The sequence below is a fragment of the Acidovorax sp. 22279 genome, from assembly GCF_052045435.1.
In the GTDB taxonomy this organism is placed as follows: Bacteria; Pseudomonadota; Gammaproteobacteria; order Burkholderiales; family Burkholderiaceae_C; genus Acidovorax; species Acidovorax delafieldii.
Genome location: NZ_JBQEOV010000009.1, coordinates 213,981 through 229,342 on the forward strand (window position 1 = coordinate 213,981; position 15,362 = coordinate 229,342).

Genomic DNA, 15,362 nt, shown 5'->3' on the forward strand with positions numbered 1-15,362 from the left:
CAGGGCAATGGACGCAGAGAAACTGCAGCGCCTGGTCACCACCGAGATGCCGTACGGCAAGCACAAAGGCACGCTGCTGGCGGACCTGCCGGGCAACTACCTCAACTGGTTTGCGCGCGAGGGGTTTCCCAAGGGCGAGTTGGGCCAGTTGCTGGCGCTGATGCACGAGATTGATCACAACGGGCTGTCGGACCTGCTGCGGCCCTTGCGGGGGCGGTGATTCTTCCCCAGTGCCTGCGCTGCGTCGGGCGCTGGCCACAGGCCGCTGGAGCGCCACAACATGGTGACGATCATGGCCAAGGCAATCAGCAGCGGGCGCATCACGCCCGCATCCAGTAGCCCGTGCGTTGCTGCCTGCAGGGGGCCGACCACATAGCGCAGTACCTCTGGCAGCGCTGCGAGCAGCACGGCTCCCAGGACCACCCCGGGGATATGCCCCATGCCGCCAAACACCACCATGGCAACGATGAGCACAGACTCTTGCAGGCTGAAGGCCTCGGGGGAAACGAAGCCCTGAAAAGCCGCAAACATGGCGCCAGTCACTCCGCCAAAGCTGGCGCCCACGCCGAAGGCCAGCAGCTTGAGGTTGCGGGTGTTGATGCCCATGGACCGGGCTGCGGTTTCATCGTCGCGGATAGCCATCCATGCGCGGCCGATGCGGGAGTGTTGCAGGCGCAGACAGACAACGATGGTGAGCGTCACCAGCGCCAGAAACAGGTAGTAGTACAGCGTGACCGACGCCACCTCATGGCCCGCCACCACCAGGGGGCGGCCCAGGTCCACCCCCAGGATGTGCACCGGGTCGATCAAGCCCAGACCTTGGGCGCCCTGCGTGATGTTGACGGGGTGGCTCATGTTGATGACCAGCAGGCGCACGATTTCGCCAAAGCCCAGGGTGACCACCGCCAGGTAGTCCCCCCGCAGCTTGAGGGTGGGGGCTCCCAGCAGCATGCCGAGCAGGGCCGCGCATGCCGCGCCCAGCGGGATGGTCACCCACCAGGGGGCGTGCAACCCCTGCGGGAACAGCGCAGCGATCCACGCAAAGTGGTCGGTCAGGTGGGGTGAGGTCAGCAGGGCAAACAGGTAGGCACCCAGTGCGTAGAAGGCCACATACCCCAGGTCCAGCAGGCCTGCATAACCCACCACAACGTTCAGGCCCAGTGCCAGCATGACGTACAGCAGGCTGACGTCAGCAACGCGCACCCAGTGGTGGCCGAAGGGTTGCAGTACCAGGGGCAGCAGGAGCACTGCGAGGACCAGACCTGCTTGCGTGCTACGCCGTTCGAAGATCGTGCTCATGGGTGATGCCGTGGCTGGGGCGGTGGATGGGACGCTGCATGAAGCGCCAGTGGCTGTGCAGTGCCAGCGGCACCTCGGTGCCTTCGTAGGCCGCGCAGTCGGCGTAGCCCTGGGCTTCGTACAGGCGGTGTGCTGCCTGCATGAAAAGGGCGGTGTCCAGGCAAATGCGGGTGTAGCCCGCCTGACAGGCATCTGCGTACAGCTTGCGCAGTGCCGACGAACCGAGATGCAGGCCCCGGTAGGCGGGGCGGACGTACAGGCGCTTGACTTCGACGGTGCCTGCGCCCAAGGGCCGCAGGCCACACATGCCTGCGGCTTCGCCATTCACGGCGATCAGGTAGTACGCGCTGTTTGGCCGGTTTCCGGTCTGTGAGACCTTCAATCCGGGCAGGTCCTCCGGTGGCAGCGACAAGCTGGCACGCGGGGAGAGGGCCGGAAAGCACCGGGCTATTTCGCCATGCACCCAGCGCAGATATTCAGCCTGCAAACCCATCAGCGACTTTCGGGTTTCGCAGGTGCTGGTGGAGTCGGCGCGAAGGAATGACGGGTTCGGCATGGCGTGGATGTGTGGAAGTGCAAGAAGGTTAGACTGGATCGAATCAGCAAAAAAGTGGCTTTCATTCCTCTTATTGCGGAATAAAACGATTGAATTGGCCGTGCTCAACCGGAGTGAAAAACGCAGATGGACAAGCTCAGTGGCATTTTGGCCTTTGTGAAAACGGCAGAACTGGGCAGCTTTGTGGCCGCCGGACGGGCGCTGGAGATATCGGCGTCTGCGGTGGGCAAGGGCGTGGCGAGGCTGGAGCAGGAGGTGGGCGTGCGCCTATTGCAGCGCAGCACCCGGCGCATCCAGCTGACGGCAGAGGGGCGCCTGTTCCATGAGCGCTGCCGGCGCGTGCTGGACGACCTGGACGACGCGCAGGCCATGCTGTCGCTCTCGCGGGAGACCCCACGGGGAAAGCTGCGGGTGAGTGCGCCCATCGTGAGCTACCACTTCCTGATCCCCTTGGTGCCGGAGTTTCTGGCGCGCTACCCCGAGGTGGAGCTGGACATCACGTTCAGCGACCGAGCGATCGACCTGATCGACGAAGGCATCGACGTGGCGATTCGCAGTGGCGACCTGCGCGATTCACGCCTGGTGTCGCGGCCCTTGCAGACCTTTCGGCTGCTGCTGTGCGCTGCGCCCAGCTACCTGGAGCGCCACGGCACGCCCGCTGCACTGCGCGACCTGGAGCGACATGCCTGCGTGCGCTTTCGCCACCCGGATTCCGGCAAGCTGCTCGACTGGCCGTGGCGCGAGGATCTGGCCAGCGACGAACCACGCCTTCGCACGGTGCTGGCCTGCAACAACATCGAAGCCGTTCTGGGTGCCACCCTGCGGGGGATCGGTATTGCCTGTATGCCCGACTTTCTGGTGCGCGATGCCCTGGCTGAGGGGCGACTGGTGAGCGTGCTGGAGCCACACCTGGGCCCGGCCCGCCAGTTCCGGGCACTGTGGCCTTCCAGCCGCCATCTGTCGCCCAAGGTGCGCGTGTGGGTGGATTACCTGGGCGCGCAGTTGTCCCGCCCGCCATAATCGCGGCCATACCAACAACCACACCGAGGGAATGCACATGAAGGGCAATATCGCTGCGATCGTTCTGGTCGTGCTGGGCGTGTTTTTTCTGCTGACCAACCTGGGACTGATCAGCATCAGCCTGCGCGAGCTGCTGCGGGTGTGGTGGCCTGTGGCACTGATAGCAGTGGGTCTGGCGCTGTTCTTCACGCCGGGTAACAAGGGCAAATAAGCCAGTAGCGGGCGCTGGCGACCGCGTTGCCAGTCGGCAGTCTTCAACCTCGCTGGGTTTCTCCGCTGCCCTGGTGACGGGCGCCGTGCTCATCGCGCCCATGGCGCCCATGGCTCTCGTCGCGGTGCTGCACAAAACCGGGGTCGTTCGCAAAATAGCCCCGGAACAGGTTGCGTGCAATGCCATGGGCCGCCACCTGCAGGTCGTGCGCCACCTCCGGCGCAAACAAGCGATTGGTGTGCTGTTGCCACAGCGCCACCCAGGCCGCAAAGTGGGCGGGCGTGACGCCCTCCAGCGCCATGTGTTTGCCGAAGACATCGCCTTTGAAGCTGCGGGCGCCCAGCGCGACGGTGCTCCAGAAGTCCACCAAGCGCTGCAGGTGGGCGTCCCACTGGCCGTGCAGGGCCTTTTCAAACACCGGACCCAGCAGCGGGTCGCGCCGCACATCCCCATAAAAGCCGTGCACCAGTTGCGTGATGCTCTCCGCGCTGGGGGCGAGCTTGCCGGCGGTCTGTGTAGGGTGGGCTTCTTCGGTCATGGCGGCAGTGTGCTGGCTCACTGGCAGCCGCAGGCTGACGTGGCACAAGCTTGCGCGGGTGCAGCGCTGGCTTCGAACCGTGGAAACAGCACGTTGTTTTCCAGGTGAATGTGGTTGATGAGGTCGTCGCCCAGCTGGGCAATGCCCGCGTAGAGCGCGCGCCAGGTGTTGCATGCGCCTTGGGGAGGCGTGGCGTCATTCGTCAGCGCGTTGAGCTTGTCCAGCGCCTCGCCATGGTCCACGTGTTCGGCGCGCATCATGCCGATGGGCTGGCCCACAAACGGGTTGCCGCCGTTCTTGAGCATGGGGAACAGCACCTGCTCCTCCTTGAGCATGTGCGACAGCAGCTCTTCGTGCATGGCCTCCAGGTGGTCGGCCAGGCCAACCGGCACCTGCGGGTGGTCGCGGTGCACGGCCTCCACGCGGCGGGCCATGCGGATCAGCTCGGGCAGCTGCTGGCGGTGCACCTCGTGGTAGCGCGCCAGGATGTGGTCGATGAGCGCGCTGGGCGACGCTGCCTCGGGCACGGCGTCGCTGCGCTGCAGGGCCGCCAGCTCGGCCAGCACGGCGTCGGCGTCCAGCCTCTTGTCGGCAGCCGCCTTGGCCAGGCTCACCTGGCCACCGCAGCAGAAGTCCAGCTTGAGGCGCCGAAACACCGCCGTGGCGCCCGGCAACTGCACGGCGATCTGGCCGATCTGCTGCTCGGCGCTCAGCGGCAGTGGGGTGGTGGGGGCTGTGGCGTGCAGGGTGTCGATGCGGGCGTTCATGGTGGTCCTTTAAAGATTCATATCGCGTGAATATTTTAGCGAATAAAATTCAGGATGTATGCATTTTTTGATTGATCTGCGGCAAACCCATGCGACTGACCCAATGGACCGACTACACGCTGCGCGTGCTGATGTATTGCGCCGCCACCGAGGGGCGGGCGCAGCCCGTCACCATCACGGAGGTGGCCGAGGGCTATGGCATATCGCGCAGCCACCTGATGAAGATCGTGCAGCAGCTGTCGGCGCAGGGCCTGCTCGAGACCACGCGCGGGCGGGGCGGTGGCATGCGGCTGATGGTGCCGGCGTCGTCCATCCACATTGGCGCGGTGGTGCGTGCCACCGAGACGGACTTCAACCTGGTGGAATGTTTTGACCCTGCCTCCAACCAGTGCCGCCTGAGCAGCCACTGCCGGCTCAAAGGGGTGCTGGGCCAGGCCATGCAGGCCTATCTGGAGGTGCTGGATGGCGTGACGCTGGCGGACTTGGTGGCGCCCACGTCACCCCAGGGTGTGGCGCTGCTGGCCACGGTGGCCGCCCCGCGCGCCGGCAGTGCCCGCCGCAGGGCCTCGTTGGTGCCCGGATTGCCCGATGCACCTGGATTTGAATAAAAACGGCGTGATGCGCTAGTGCTACATGCCTGGATAGCTATCAAATTAATAGTATCCAGTGGCACCCTGTAGGTACTGAGGCGCCACGCCGCTCAGCGCAGCACTTCCAGCAAGCGGTCGAGCCCGCCCTGGTTGATGGCCACCTTGGCCTGTGCACGCACGGCGGGCTTGGCGTGGTAGGCCACCGACAGGCCGGCGGCACCCATCATCGGCAGGTCGTTGGCGCCGTCGCCCACGGCAATCGCCTGCTGCGGCGAAATGCCCATGAGCGAGGCCACTTCCAGCAGCGTGCGGCGCTTTTCTGCGCCGTCGCAGATGTCGCCCCAGGCCTGGTCCACCATGCGGCCCGTCAGTTGGCCGTCTTGTACTTCCAGCATGTTGGAGCGCGCAAAGTCGATGCCCAGGCCCGCCTTCACGCGGTCGGCAAAGAAGGTGAAGCCGCCCGAGACCAGCAGCGTGGTGAGGCCCGCAGCCTTGGCGGCGGTGATCAGCTCCTTGGCACCGGGGTTGAAGCGCAGGCGCTCGGTGAACACCTGCTCCATGTGCTGCACCGTCACACCCTTGAGCAGGGCCACACGCTGGCGCAGGCTCTCCTTGTAGTCGGTGATCACGCCCTGCATGGCTGCCTCGGTGATGGCGGCCACCTCGGCCTTGCGGCCGGCGGCATCGGCGATTTCGTCCACGCACTCGATGTTGATGAGGGTGGAGTCCATGTCAAAAGCGATGAGCTTGTAGGCGGACAAGGACAGCGGAGGCTCGATGCCCTGGATGACGAGGCCAGGGGCGAATTCGGTTGCGTGGGTCATGGCAGAAAAAGGGGGAACAAATGCGGGGTAAGAACCCGCAATGGTATCCCTGGCAGGCTTTTGTTCCCGCCGTGCCCGCCACGCTCGCTCCAGGCGCCACCCCGGGGACTGGGCGGCAGAGGCCGCGCCCCGTGCGCGGCTCTCGTCAGATCCTGTGCCTCAGCGGGGATGCGGCAGGTTCTGGCCGCCGCCTTTGAGGGCCTTGGCGGCTGGGTTGGGCTGGGGCGGCTCGTTCATCTTGACCAGGAACATGCGCACAAAAAATGCGGCCATGCAGATCATGAACCCGATGCCGATGATGCTCATCAGGCCGTAGTCGGTAGAAAACAGATCGTTCAGCAGCTTCATGGAGACCCTCCTTGTGGTGGTGTTCACCACTATCGGACGGTCACTGCGGCGGCTGCTTGTGCTGTGTCAAAGACTTCGGCGTGCGGGCAAGATGCAGGTCAAACCATGGCGGGATAACGGCCAGTGCCTTCGGGCCAGGGCGTGAGCACCTCGAACCCCTCGGCCGTCACGGCCACCATGTGTTCCCACTGGGCGGACAGCGAGCGGTCGCGGGTGACCACGGTCCAGCCGTCGGCCAGCTCCTGCGTATCGCGCTTGCCAGCGTTGATCATGGGCTCGATGGTGAAGACCATGCCTTCCTCCAGCCGCAGGCCCTGGCCGCGCTGCCCGTAGTGCAGCACCTGGGGCTCGTCGTGGTAGATCTGCCCGATGCCATGGCCGCAGTATTCGCGCACCACGCTGAACCGCTCGCGGTGGGCCACGGTCTGTATGGCATGGCCCACATCGCCCAGCGTGGCGCCGGGGCGTACCTGGGCAATGCCCGCGCACATGGCCTCGTAGGTGGTGTCCACCAGGCGGCGCGCCAGCGGGCTGGGCTCGCCCACAAAGTACATGCGGCTGGTGTCGCCAAACCAGCCATCCTTGATGATGGCCACGTCGATGTTGATGATGTCGCCCGCCTTGAGCACCTGGCCGGGCGATGGAATGCCGTGGCAGATCACATGGTTGACCGAGGTGCACACGGTTTTGGGATACCCCAGGTAGCCCACGTTGGCGGGGGTGACCTGCAGTTCGTTCACGATGTAGTCGTGGCAGAGCCGGTCCAGTGCCTCGGTGCTGACGCCGGGCTGCACGTGCGGCGTGATCATGTGTAGCACGCGGGCGGCCAGGCGGCCGGCCTCACGCGCCTGGGCGATTTCGGCGGGGGAGCGCAGGGTGACGCGGGACGATTTCATTGAACGCGCCGCCCGCTGTGGCCCGGCTTGGCGGCCACGGAGGCCGCCACCGTGTCCAGATCGAAGCCCCCGGCCTGTTCGGCGCGGATCAGCAGCTGGCAGATGTCGCTGTGGTCGAGGTTGGGATGCAGCTCGGCCAGCATGCCGATGCGCATCCAGTGTTCTGCCTGTGCGTTGATGGAGCGAGACAGGGCGTTGCTGGCAACGCGCAGGTTCTCGTGCATTTGGTCTGAAATTTTGACAATACCCATGCAGCGAATTGTATTCGAAACATATACGTTTCGTATCGCTGCGTGTCTGCAGTGCCTGTGGTGTGCGTTGGCAACACTGCGCTACTGCGGCGGGCGCTTCAGATAGAGCTGGTCCGACCAGGTGGCCAGCCACTCGGGCTTGAAGGCCACAAAAATCGCGGTGAGCATGCCCGTCACAAACCCGTCGCCCCAGGCCATGAGCCAGCGGGCCACCAGAGACAGTTCGTTGCCCACACCGGGCAACAGGTGCCCGGTCCATTGCGACAGCACACCGGCAGCAAACACGCAGGCCACGGTGCCCAGAAACGCGCGGCCCAGCACGTACACAAATGGCTGCGTACCGACAAAGCGCCGGACCAGCGCGCCCAGCGCCAGGGCCAGCGTAGCGGGCACCACGCCCAGCCAGATGGCGGCGCCCAGCGCATCGGCCCAGTCCAGGGCGGGTGAGAGCAGGCCCGCAATGGCGCCCACCGCCAGCAGCACCGGGATGGCCAGCGGCCAGCCCAGCATCAGCACCACGAGGCACGCGCCCGACCATTGCAGTTGCAGCGGCATGGCGTGCAGCGTGGGCAGCGCCCACAGCCAGGGCAGAAACACCAGCGTGGCGAGCAATGGTGTCCACAGCGGGGACGCCGCGCCATGGGACTCGTGCTCCAGCGGCGTGCGGCTGGCCAGTAAGCGCCAGGGCCGCGTGACCAAGGCGGTCGTCAGGGCCACCAGCGCGACAAGAGACTCCAGCCACATTGTTTTGCTTCTCTTTTGATAGCTATCAGCGCATGATTCACTAGCGCTTGTGGCCTCTCTGGCTTGTAAAGTGCTATGCAGCCACCACGGGTTGCCCCAGGCTGCGCAGAATGTCCCGCACCATCTGTGCGCGGTCCTTGGGCTCCTTCAGCTCGCGCTCGATGCGCAGCTTCTCGTTGCCCGCCAGCTTGATGTGCTTGTTCTTCTGAATCAGTTCAATGATGCGCATCGGGTCGATGGGCGGCTGGGGCTTGAAGGTGATGTTGATGACGCCCGGGGCGGCATCCACCTTGACCACGCCGTAGGGCTGGCTCAGCACGCGCAGGCGGTGCACGTCGATGAGGGTCTGCGCCTGCGGCGGCAGCTTGCCGAAGCGGTCCACGATCTCTTCGAGCAGGCCGTCGATCTGGTCGGGCGTCTTGGCCGTGGCCAGCTTCTTGTAGAACGACAGGCGCAGGTGCACGTCGCCGCAGTAGTCGTCGGGCAGCAGGGCGGGGGCGTGCAGGTTGATGTCGGTGGTCACGCTCAGCGGGCTGAGCAGGTCCGGCTCCTTGCCGGCCTTGAGTGCCTTGACGGCTTCATTGAGCATCTCGTTGTACAGCTGGAATCCCACCTCCAGCATGTTGCCGCTCTGGTTCTCGCCCAGCACCTCGCCGGCGCCGCGGATCTCCAGGTCGTGCATGGCCAGGTAGAAGCCGCTGCCCAGTTCTTCCATCTGCTGGATGGCATCGAGCCGCTGCGCGGCCTGCTTGGTCAGGCCCTCGGTGTCGGGCACCATCAGGTAGGCGTACGCCTGGTGGTGGCTGCGGCCCACGCGGCCGCGCAGCTGGTGCAGCTGCGCCAGGCCGAACTTGTCGGCGCGGCTCATGATGATGGTGTTGGCCGTGGGCACGTCGATGCCGGTCTCGATGATGGTCGAGCACAGCAGGATGTTGTAGCGCTGGGCCACGAAGTCGCGCATCACGCGCTCCAGTTCGCGCTCAGGCATCTGGCCGTGGGCCACGGCGATGCGGGCCTCGGGCAATATTTCTTCGAGCTTCTGGCGGCGGTTCTCGATGGTCTCCACCTCGTTGTGCAGGAAGTACACCTGCCCGCCACGCTTCAATTCACGCAGCACCGCTTCGCGGATCACGCCCGTGCCCTCGTTGCGCACGAAGGTCTTGATCGCCAGGCGCCGCTGCGGCGCGGTGGCGATGACCGAGAGGTCGCGCAGGCCTTCCAGCGCCATGCCCAGCGTGCGCGGGATGGGCGTGGCCGTGAGGGTGAGAACGTCCACCTCGGCGCGCAGGGCCTTCATCTGCTCCTTGTGGCGCACACCGAAGCGGTGCTCCTCGTCGATGATAAGCAGGCCCAGGTTGTGGAACTTGGTGGATTCGCTCAATAGCTTGTGCGTGCCGACCACGATGTCCACCGTGCCGTCGCCGATGCCCTTGATGGCGGCGGTGATCTCCTTGCCCGAACGGAAACGCGACACCTCGGCTACCTTCACCGGCCACTTGCTGAAACGGTCCACCAGCGTCTGGTAGTGCTGTTCGGCCAGCAGCGTGGTGGGCGCGAGGAAGGCCACCTGCTTGCCGCCCGTCACCGCCACGAAGGCAGCGCGCAGGGCGACCTCGGTCTTGCCAAAGCCCACGTCGCCGCAGACCAGGCGGTCCATGGGGCGGGGGCTGATCATGTCCTGGATCACCGCGTGGATGGCGGCGTTCTGGTCGGCCGTTTCTTCAAAGCCGAAGTCGTTGGCAAAGGTCTCGTAGTCCTGCGGGCTGTAGCGGAAGGCGTGGCCTTCGCGCGCGGCGCGGCGGGCGTAGATATTGAGCAGCTCGGCCGCGCTGTCGCGCACCTGCTCGGCGGCCTTGCGCTTGGCCTTTTCCCACTGGCCGCTGCCCAGCTTGTGCAGCGGCGCCTCGTCGGCGCTCACGCCGGTGTAGCGGCTGATGAGCTGCAGCTGGCTTACGGGCACATAGAGCACGGCCTTGTCGGCGTATTCCAGGTGCAGGAACTCCTGCATGGCGGGCGTGCCGTCGGGGTTCTTGTTGCCCACGTCCATGTTGACCAGGCCGCGGTAGCGGCCGATGCCGTGCGCGCTGTGGACCACGGGGTCGCCCACGTTCAGCTCGGCCAGGTCCTTGATCAGCGCCTCGACGTCGCTCACCTGCTCCTGCTTTTTGCGGCGGCGCGTGGTGGGGCCGGCGGCGAAGAGTTCGGTCTCGGTGACGAAGTCGATGCCGTCCTCGATCCAGCTGAAGCCCACGGTGAGGCCGGCGGTGGCGATGCCCACCTTCTCGTCGTCCGCGCCCTGGAACTCGGCCAGCGAGTCAAAGGCCGGCGGGTTCACCCCGCTGGCGCGCAGAAAGTCGAGCAGGCTCTCGCGTCGGCCATCGCTTTCAGCCAGCAGCAGCACGCGGTGTTGCGTGTTGCGGATGTGGGCGTGCAGACGGGCCAGCGGGTCTTCGGCACCACGCACCACCGAGAGGTCGCCCAGCTTCTGGAAGTGCGGGTTGTCGGCAATGTCCTCCACGCCGGGGCGGATGGACAGCTGCGCATGCTCCTTGGCGCGGGTGTAGAACTGGTCGGCCGACAGGAACAGCGCCTCGGGTGGCAGCACCGGGCGCTCGGGGTCGCCCTGCACCAGGCGAAAGCGGTCTTTCGTGTCCTGCCAGAAGCGCTGGAAGGCGGGCTCCAGGTCGCCGTGCAGCACCACGGTGGCTTCGCCGCCCAGGTAGTCGAACACGGTGGCCGTCTCGTCGAAGAACAGCGGCAGGTAGTACTCGATGCCGGCCGTGGCCACGCCCGCGCCCATGTCCTTGTAGATGCGGCTCTTGGTCGGGTCACCCTCCAGCATCTCGCGCCAGCGGCTGCGGAATTTGGCGCGCGCCTCGTCGTCCATGGGGAACTCGCGCCCGGGCAGCAGGCGCACCTCGGGCACGGGGTACAGGCTGCGCTGGCTGTCGGGGTCGAAGGTGCGGATGCTGTCGATCTCGTCGTCGAACAGGTCCACCCGGTACGGCACCAGCGAGCCCATGGGGAACAGGTCGATCAGCCCGCCGCGCACGGCGTACTCGCCCGGGCTCACCACCTGCGAGACATGGCTGTAGCCCGCCAGCGTGAGCTGGGCCTTGAACTTGGCCTCGTCGAGCTTTTGCTTGACCTTGAAGTGGAAGGTGTAGCCAGCGAGGAAGGAGGGCGGCGCGAGCCGGTATAACGCAGTGGTGGCGGGCACCAGCACGACATCGGCTTCGCCTTGCGAAATGCGCCACAGCGTGGCCAGCCGCTCGCTGATCAGGTCCTGGTGCGGGGAGAAGGTGTCGTAAGGCAGCGTCTCCCAGTCGGGGAACAGTGCGCAGCGCAGGCCCGGCGCAAAAAAGGCCATTTCGTCGATGAGCCGCTGTGCATCGGTGGCGTCGGACGTGACGATGGCGGTGGTGTGGCCAGCGGCCTTGTCGCGCTCGGCCAGGCGTGCCAGCAGCAGGGAGTCGGCGCTGCCCACGGGGCGGGGCAGGGCAAAGCGTTTTCCGGGGGAGAGTTTGGGGAGTTCCATGCGGACGGTGTCGTCAGTGGGCCCACCGCATCCCCAGGGGCGCGAAACACGCACGGGCTGGATCGGGGGCAACGGGAGATTTTAGAATGAGCGCTCCATGACTGCTCCTCTGTTGCACCCTTCGCTCACCCCCTTGTCGGCCCAAGGGCGTTTTTGGGCCTTGGTGCCCTGTGCAGGGGTCGGGTCGCGGGCCGTGCCGGCAGGCGCAGGCATGGCCCCTTCTGCACAGCCTGTGCAGGCATCGACCGTGGCGGCTTTTTCGCCCACCTCAGCGCTGTCTGCCAATGCACCCGTGGCGGTTGCCCCGTTGCCCAAGCAATACCACCTGGTGGCAGGCCATCCGATGGTGCTGCACACACTGGCTGCGTTTGCCGGAGTCGGGCGCTTGCTGGGGACGCTGGTGGCCGTGGCGCCGGGGGATCACTTTCTGGATGCCCATGCCCATCCCGCATTTTTTGTGGTGGAGTGTGGTGGCCCCACGCGTGCCGACACGGTGCTGGGTGGCCTCAAGGCGCTGCTGGATCGTGGTGCCCAGCCTGGCGACTGGGTGCTGGTGCATGACGCAGCGCGCTGCCTCGTGACCTCAGAGCAGATCGATGCGCTCATCGACCAATGCGCGGGCGACAGTGTGGGTGGCCTGTTGGCGCACAAGCTGGCCGACACGCTCAAGACTTCCATCGACGGCCCGGGCGGCGTGCGCGTGGCCTCCACCGTGGACCGCAGCGACAAGTGGCTGGCGCAGACGCCGCAGATGTTCCGCATCGGCCCGCTGATGGAGGCCATCGACAAGGTCGGCTCTAACGTGACCGATGAAGCCAGTGCGATGGAGGCCCTGGGTTTTCACCCCCGGCTGGTGCCCGGCGGGGCGCAGAATTTCAAGGTCACTTACCCGGACGATTTCGCGCTGGCGGCTGCGGTGCTGGCCCAGCGTGCGCACAGCACCACGCTGGAGCGCTTTGGCGGGGAGCGGGGGCAGGTGAGTACGGCCCCTGGCAAGAAGAATCTTTTTTAGTCCGCTGCGCATGGCGCTGCCGGCATCACTGGCGCGCTGACTGCGTTGCTCATCGGGGGAAACCGTCCGACGTTCCCCGCGACTCCTCACACAAACCTTCACAAAGGCAGACAAATGAATTTCAGGATTGGAGAAGGCTGGGACGTACATGCGCTGGTGCCCGGCCGCCGCCTGGTGATTGGTGGGGTGGAGATCCCTCACCCGACAGGCCTGCTGGGCCACTCGGACGCCGACGTATTGCTGCACGCCATCACCGACGCGCTGCTGGGCGCGGCGGCACTGGGAGACATTGGCCGCCATTTCCCCGACACCGATGCTGCGTTCCGGGGCGCAGACTCGGGCGTGCTGCTGGCCCAGGCGGCGCGGCGGGTGCGCGCAGCGGGCTTTGAGATCGGCAACATCGACAGTACGGTTGTCGCCCAGGCCCCACGCCTGGCGGCGCACATCCCCGGCATGCGGGCCGCCATCGCCCGCGCGGTGGGTGTGGCAGAGGACCAGGTCAATGTGAAAGCCAAGACGGCCGAGCGCCTGGGCCCGGTAGGGCAGGGGCTGGCCATGGAGGCACGGGCCATAGCGCTGGTCTACCGGGCGTAAGCCGCAGGGGATTGGCCCGGCCTTTGGCGCAGGGGCTTGCAGCGCTCAGCTGCTGCTGCGCTCCACGATGGAAAAGCCGATGTCCACCACGGGCTGTGCGACTGCCTTGCCCTCGGCCCGGTCGGCAATCCACTGAGCTGCTGTCTGGCCCATGCGTGTGCCGTCGATGCGCACGGTGGAAAGAGCCGGGCTGACGGTCGCGGCAAAGTCGATGTCGCCAAACCCCATCACAGCGAGTTGCTGAGGCACTGCGATTGCACGGGCCCTGGCTTCGGTGAGCACGCCCAGGGCGAGCATGTCGGAGCTGCAGAACACTGCGTCGATATCGGGCACGTCGGCCATCAGGGCTGCGAGCCCTGCACGGCCATCTGCGTGGGTGGTGGGTGATTTACCCAGTCGCACGGCGGGCGGGCGCAGCCCCAGGCGCGCGGCGGCGTCGGCAAAGCCCTGAGCGCGCCGCGCCGCGCGCTCGTCTCCGCCACTGAGCAGCGCCAGCCGTCGCCGTCCCCTGGCGAACAGGTGCTCGCACACGGCGGCGCCCAGCGTTTCGTGGCGCAGGCCGACCAGCATGTCGATGGGGGTGTCCGTGAAGTCCCAGGTTTCCACCACCGGAATGCGCGAGGCCATCAGCAACCGCCGCCCCTCGGGTGAGTGCATGACCCCCGTGAGCACGATCCCGTCGGGCCGCCGGCCCACGATGGCGCGCAGCAACTCGTCTTCGCGTGAACGGGCGTAGCCCACCTGGCCCACCATGACCTGAAAGCCGCGCAGTTCCAGCGCATCGGTGAGGGCCTGCACCATTTCACCAAACAGTGGCCCCGTGAGCGTGGGGACCAGTGCCGTCACCACATGGCTGCGCGCCGAACGCAACCCGCCTGCCACCAGGTTGGGCACATAGCCCAAGGCGGAAACGGCTTCCTGAACCCGTTGCCGTGTGCGCTCAGACACCTGCTGCGGCGTGTTGATGGCGCGAGACACGGTAATCATCGACACGCCTGCCCGTTCGGCCACCTCGCGCAGCGTGACCGCCGAGCGGTCGCGGCCGGAGGGCGGGGCAGTGCGGGCCGGATCAGGAGCTTGCATGGTGGTGGAGTCTAAAGGGCGCGTGACTTCGGGCTGGCACCGTGCACGCCCCTGTGCGACGGCACCCCAGTGAAATTCGTCAACATAAGGGTTTTCACCATGTTGTCCGATAATGTTAACGTTAACATTTGCATAAATCGCAGAAATTTCTCCGTGTAGAGCAGAAGTTCTGTGACTTGTACGACTTCTAAAGACATCTTACCCACCGCCCGCTTTTCACCATGACCCCGCAAGAACTCAAAACCATCATGGGCTCCGGCCTGCTCTCGTTCCCCATCACCGACTTCGACGAGCAGGGCAACTTCCGCCCCAAGACCTACATCGAGCGCCTGGAGTGGCTCGCCCCCTACGGCGCCAGCGCCCTGTTTGCCGCCGGTGGCACGGGTGAGTACTTCTCGCTCTCGGGCCCCGAATACAGCGAGGTCATCAAGACGGCCGTGGATACCTGCCGGGGCAAGGTGCCGATCATTGCCGGGGCCGGTGGCCCCACCCGCACGGCCATTGCCCATGCCCAGGAGGCCGAGCGCCTGGGCGCCCATGGCATCCTGCTGTTGCCGCATTACCTGACCGAAGCTGGCCAGGAAGGCCTGATCGCCCATGTGGAGCAGGTCTGCAAGAGCGTGAAGTTCGGTGTGATCGTCTACAACCGCGACCGCACCAAGCTGACGGCCGAGTCCCTGGCCATCCTGGCCGAGCGTTGTCCGAACCTGGTGGGGTTCAAGGACGGTGTGGGCAACATCGAGACCATGTCTTCCATCTACATGAAGATGGGGGACCGCTTCTCGTACCTGGGCGGTCTGCCCACGGCGGAGGTGTATGCCGCTGCCTACAAGGCGCTGGGCACCCCGGTGTATTCGTCGGCGGTGTTCAACTTCATCCCCAAGACGGCGATGGAGTTCTACCAGGCGGTGGCCAGCGATGACACGGCCACGCAGCACCGGCTGCTCAAGTCGTTCTTCATGCCGTACCTGGCCATCCGCAACCGGGTGGAGGGCTATGGCGTGTCGATCATCAAGGCGGGGGCGCGCATCGTGGGCCATGACGGCGGGCCGGTGCGGGCGCCGCTGACGGACCTCAAGCCCCATGAGATG

Annotated in this window: 18 protein-coding genes; 7 read left to right on the plus strand and 11 right to left on the minus strand. The window is 65.9% G+C overall.

Annotation, left to right across the window (positions count from 1 at the left end):
• Positions 1-7: 7 nt before the first annotated feature.
• Entirely contained in the window at positions 8-220 is a 213-nt protein-coding gene (locus ACTJKQ_RS13930) for a DUF3820 family protein (protein ID WP_015014757.1), read from the plus strand.
• Here ACTJKQ_RS13930 and ACTJKQ_RS13935 read toward each other — a convergent pair.
• A complete protein-coding gene (locus tag ACTJKQ_RS13935; RefSeq protein WP_099730623.1) occupies positions 175-1,299 on the minus strand; it encodes a branched-chain amino acid ABC transporter permease in 1,125 nt (374 codons plus the stop codon). The genes ACTJKQ_RS13930 and ACTJKQ_RS13935 overlap by 46 nt on opposite strands.
• Entirely contained in the window at positions 1,274-1,855 is a 582-nt protein-coding gene (locus tag ACTJKQ_RS13940; protein WP_440597166.1) for a GNAT family N-acetyltransferase, read from the minus strand. Before ACTJKQ_RS13940 ends, ACTJKQ_RS13935 begins: the two co-directional genes overlap by 26 nt.
• A 126-nt stretch (positions 1,856-1,981) precedes the next feature.
• Between ACTJKQ_RS13940 and ACTJKQ_RS13945 the strand changes: the two genes are divergently transcribed.
• Positions 1,982-2,875 carry a LysR family transcriptional regulator gene (locus ACTJKQ_RS13945; protein ID WP_440597167.1) on the plus strand — a complete coding sequence of 298 codons (894 nt, stop codon included), beginning with the start codon at positions 1,982-1,984 and terminating at the stop codon, positions 2,873-2,875.
• Between the two features lie 37 nt (positions 2,876-2,912).
• A complete protein-coding gene (locus ACTJKQ_RS13950) occupies positions 2,913-3,086 on the plus strand; it encodes a LiaI-LiaF-like domain-containing protein (protein ID WP_165836502.1) in 174 nt (57 codons plus the stop codon).
• Positions 3,087-3,129: 43 nt separating this feature from the next.
• Here ACTJKQ_RS13950 and ACTJKQ_RS13955 read toward each other — a convergent pair whose 3' ends face one another.
• Together ACTJKQ_RS13955 and ytfE are read right to left on the minus strand one after the other, a co-directional pair.
• Positions 3,130-3,624 (minus strand): group III truncated hemoglobin, encoded by a 495-nt coding sequence (locus tag ACTJKQ_RS13955; protein WP_440597168.1) that lies wholly within the window; start codon positions 3,622-3,624, stop codon positions 3,130-3,132.
• 17 nt (positions 3,625-3,641) lie between these two features.
• Entirely contained in the window at positions 3,642-4,391 is a 750-nt protein-coding gene (ytfE, locus tag ACTJKQ_RS13960; protein ID WP_440597169.1) for an iron-sulfur cluster repair protein YtfE, read from the minus strand.
• 89 nt (positions 4,392-4,480) lie between these two features.
• On the opposite strand from ytfE, the gene ACTJKQ_RS13965 reads away from it, so the two are divergent.
• Positions 4,481-4,999: an RrF2 family transcriptional regulator gene (locus ACTJKQ_RS13965; RefSeq protein ID WP_056747228.1), complete on the plus strand. Its 519-nt coding sequence runs from the start codon at positions 4,481-4,483 to the stop codon at positions 4,997-4,999.
• A gap of 92 nt (positions 5,000-5,091) precedes the next feature.
• Here ACTJKQ_RS13965 and serB read toward each other — a convergent pair whose 3' ends face one another.
• The 6 genes from serB to mfd form a co-directional block, all read right to left on the minus strand.
• Positions 5,092-5,805 (minus strand): phosphoserine phosphatase SerB, encoded by a 714-nt coding sequence (gene serB, locus ACTJKQ_RS13970; RefSeq protein ID WP_056747189.1) that lies wholly within the window; start codon positions 5,803-5,805, stop codon positions 5,092-5,094.
• 159 nt (positions 5,806-5,964) lie between these two features.
• On the minus strand, positions 5,965-6,153 hold the full coding sequence (locus ACTJKQ_RS13975; RefSeq protein ID WP_056747190.1) for a DUF3149 domain-containing protein: 189 nt from the start codon (positions 6,151-6,153) through the stop codon (positions 5,965-5,967).
• A 98-nt stretch (positions 6,154-6,251) separates the two neighbouring features.
• Complete coding sequence (map, locus tag ACTJKQ_RS13980) at positions 6,252-7,049, minus strand: type I methionyl aminopeptidase (RefSeq protein ID WP_260667843.1); 798 nt, start codon at positions 7,047-7,049, stop codon at positions 6,252-6,254.
• Complete coding sequence (locus ACTJKQ_RS13985) at positions 7,046-7,300, minus strand: ParD-like family protein (RefSeq protein ID WP_015014749.1); 255 nt, start codon at positions 7,298-7,300, stop codon at positions 7,046-7,048. The genes map and ACTJKQ_RS13985 overlap by 4 nt, the downstream gene beginning before the upstream one ends.
• 81 nt (positions 7,301-7,381) lie before the next feature.
• Positions 7,382-8,044 (minus strand): hypothetical protein, encoded by a 663-nt coding sequence (locus ACTJKQ_RS13990; RefSeq protein ID WP_395453935.1) that lies wholly within the window; start codon positions 8,042-8,044, stop codon positions 7,382-7,384.
• Between the two features lie 73 nt (positions 8,045-8,117).
• Positions 8,118-11,582 carry a transcription-repair coupling factor gene (gene mfd / locus ACTJKQ_RS13995; RefSeq protein ID WP_440597170.1) on the minus strand — a complete coding sequence of 1,155 codons (3,465 nt, stop codon included), beginning with the start codon at positions 11,580-11,582 and terminating at the stop codon, positions 8,118-8,120.
• 97 nt (positions 11,583-11,679) lie between these two features.
• On the opposite strand from mfd, the gene ACTJKQ_RS14000 reads away from it, so the two are divergent.
• Positions 11,680-12,594, plus strand: a complete 915-nt coding sequence (locus ACTJKQ_RS14000; RefSeq protein WP_082522473.1) for an IspD/TarI family cytidylyltransferase — start codon at positions 11,680-11,682, stop codon at positions 12,592-12,594.
• A 114-nt stretch (positions 12,595-12,708) separates the two neighbouring features.
• Complete coding sequence (gene ispF / locus ACTJKQ_RS14005; RefSeq protein ID WP_440597171.1) at positions 12,709-13,188, plus strand: 2-C-methyl-D-erythritol 2,4-cyclodiphosphate synthase; 480 nt, start codon at positions 12,709-12,711, stop codon at positions 13,186-13,188.
• A 45-nt stretch (positions 13,189-13,233) separates the two neighbouring features.
• Here ispF and ACTJKQ_RS14010 read toward each other — a convergent pair whose 3' ends face one another.
• Positions 13,234-14,271, minus strand: coding sequence for a LacI family DNA-binding transcriptional regulator (locus tag ACTJKQ_RS14010; protein ID WP_440597172.1), 1,038 nt, complete (start codon positions 14,269-14,271; stop codon positions 13,234-13,236).
• Positions 14,272-14,492: 221 nt separating this feature from the next.
• Between ACTJKQ_RS14010 and kdgD the strand changes: the two genes are divergently transcribed.
• Positions 14,493-15,362, plus strand: an 870-nt coding sequence (gene kdgD, locus ACTJKQ_RS14015; RefSeq protein WP_440596151.1) for a 5-dehydro-4-deoxyglucarate dehydratase, incomplete at its 3' end; no start/stop codon positions are given.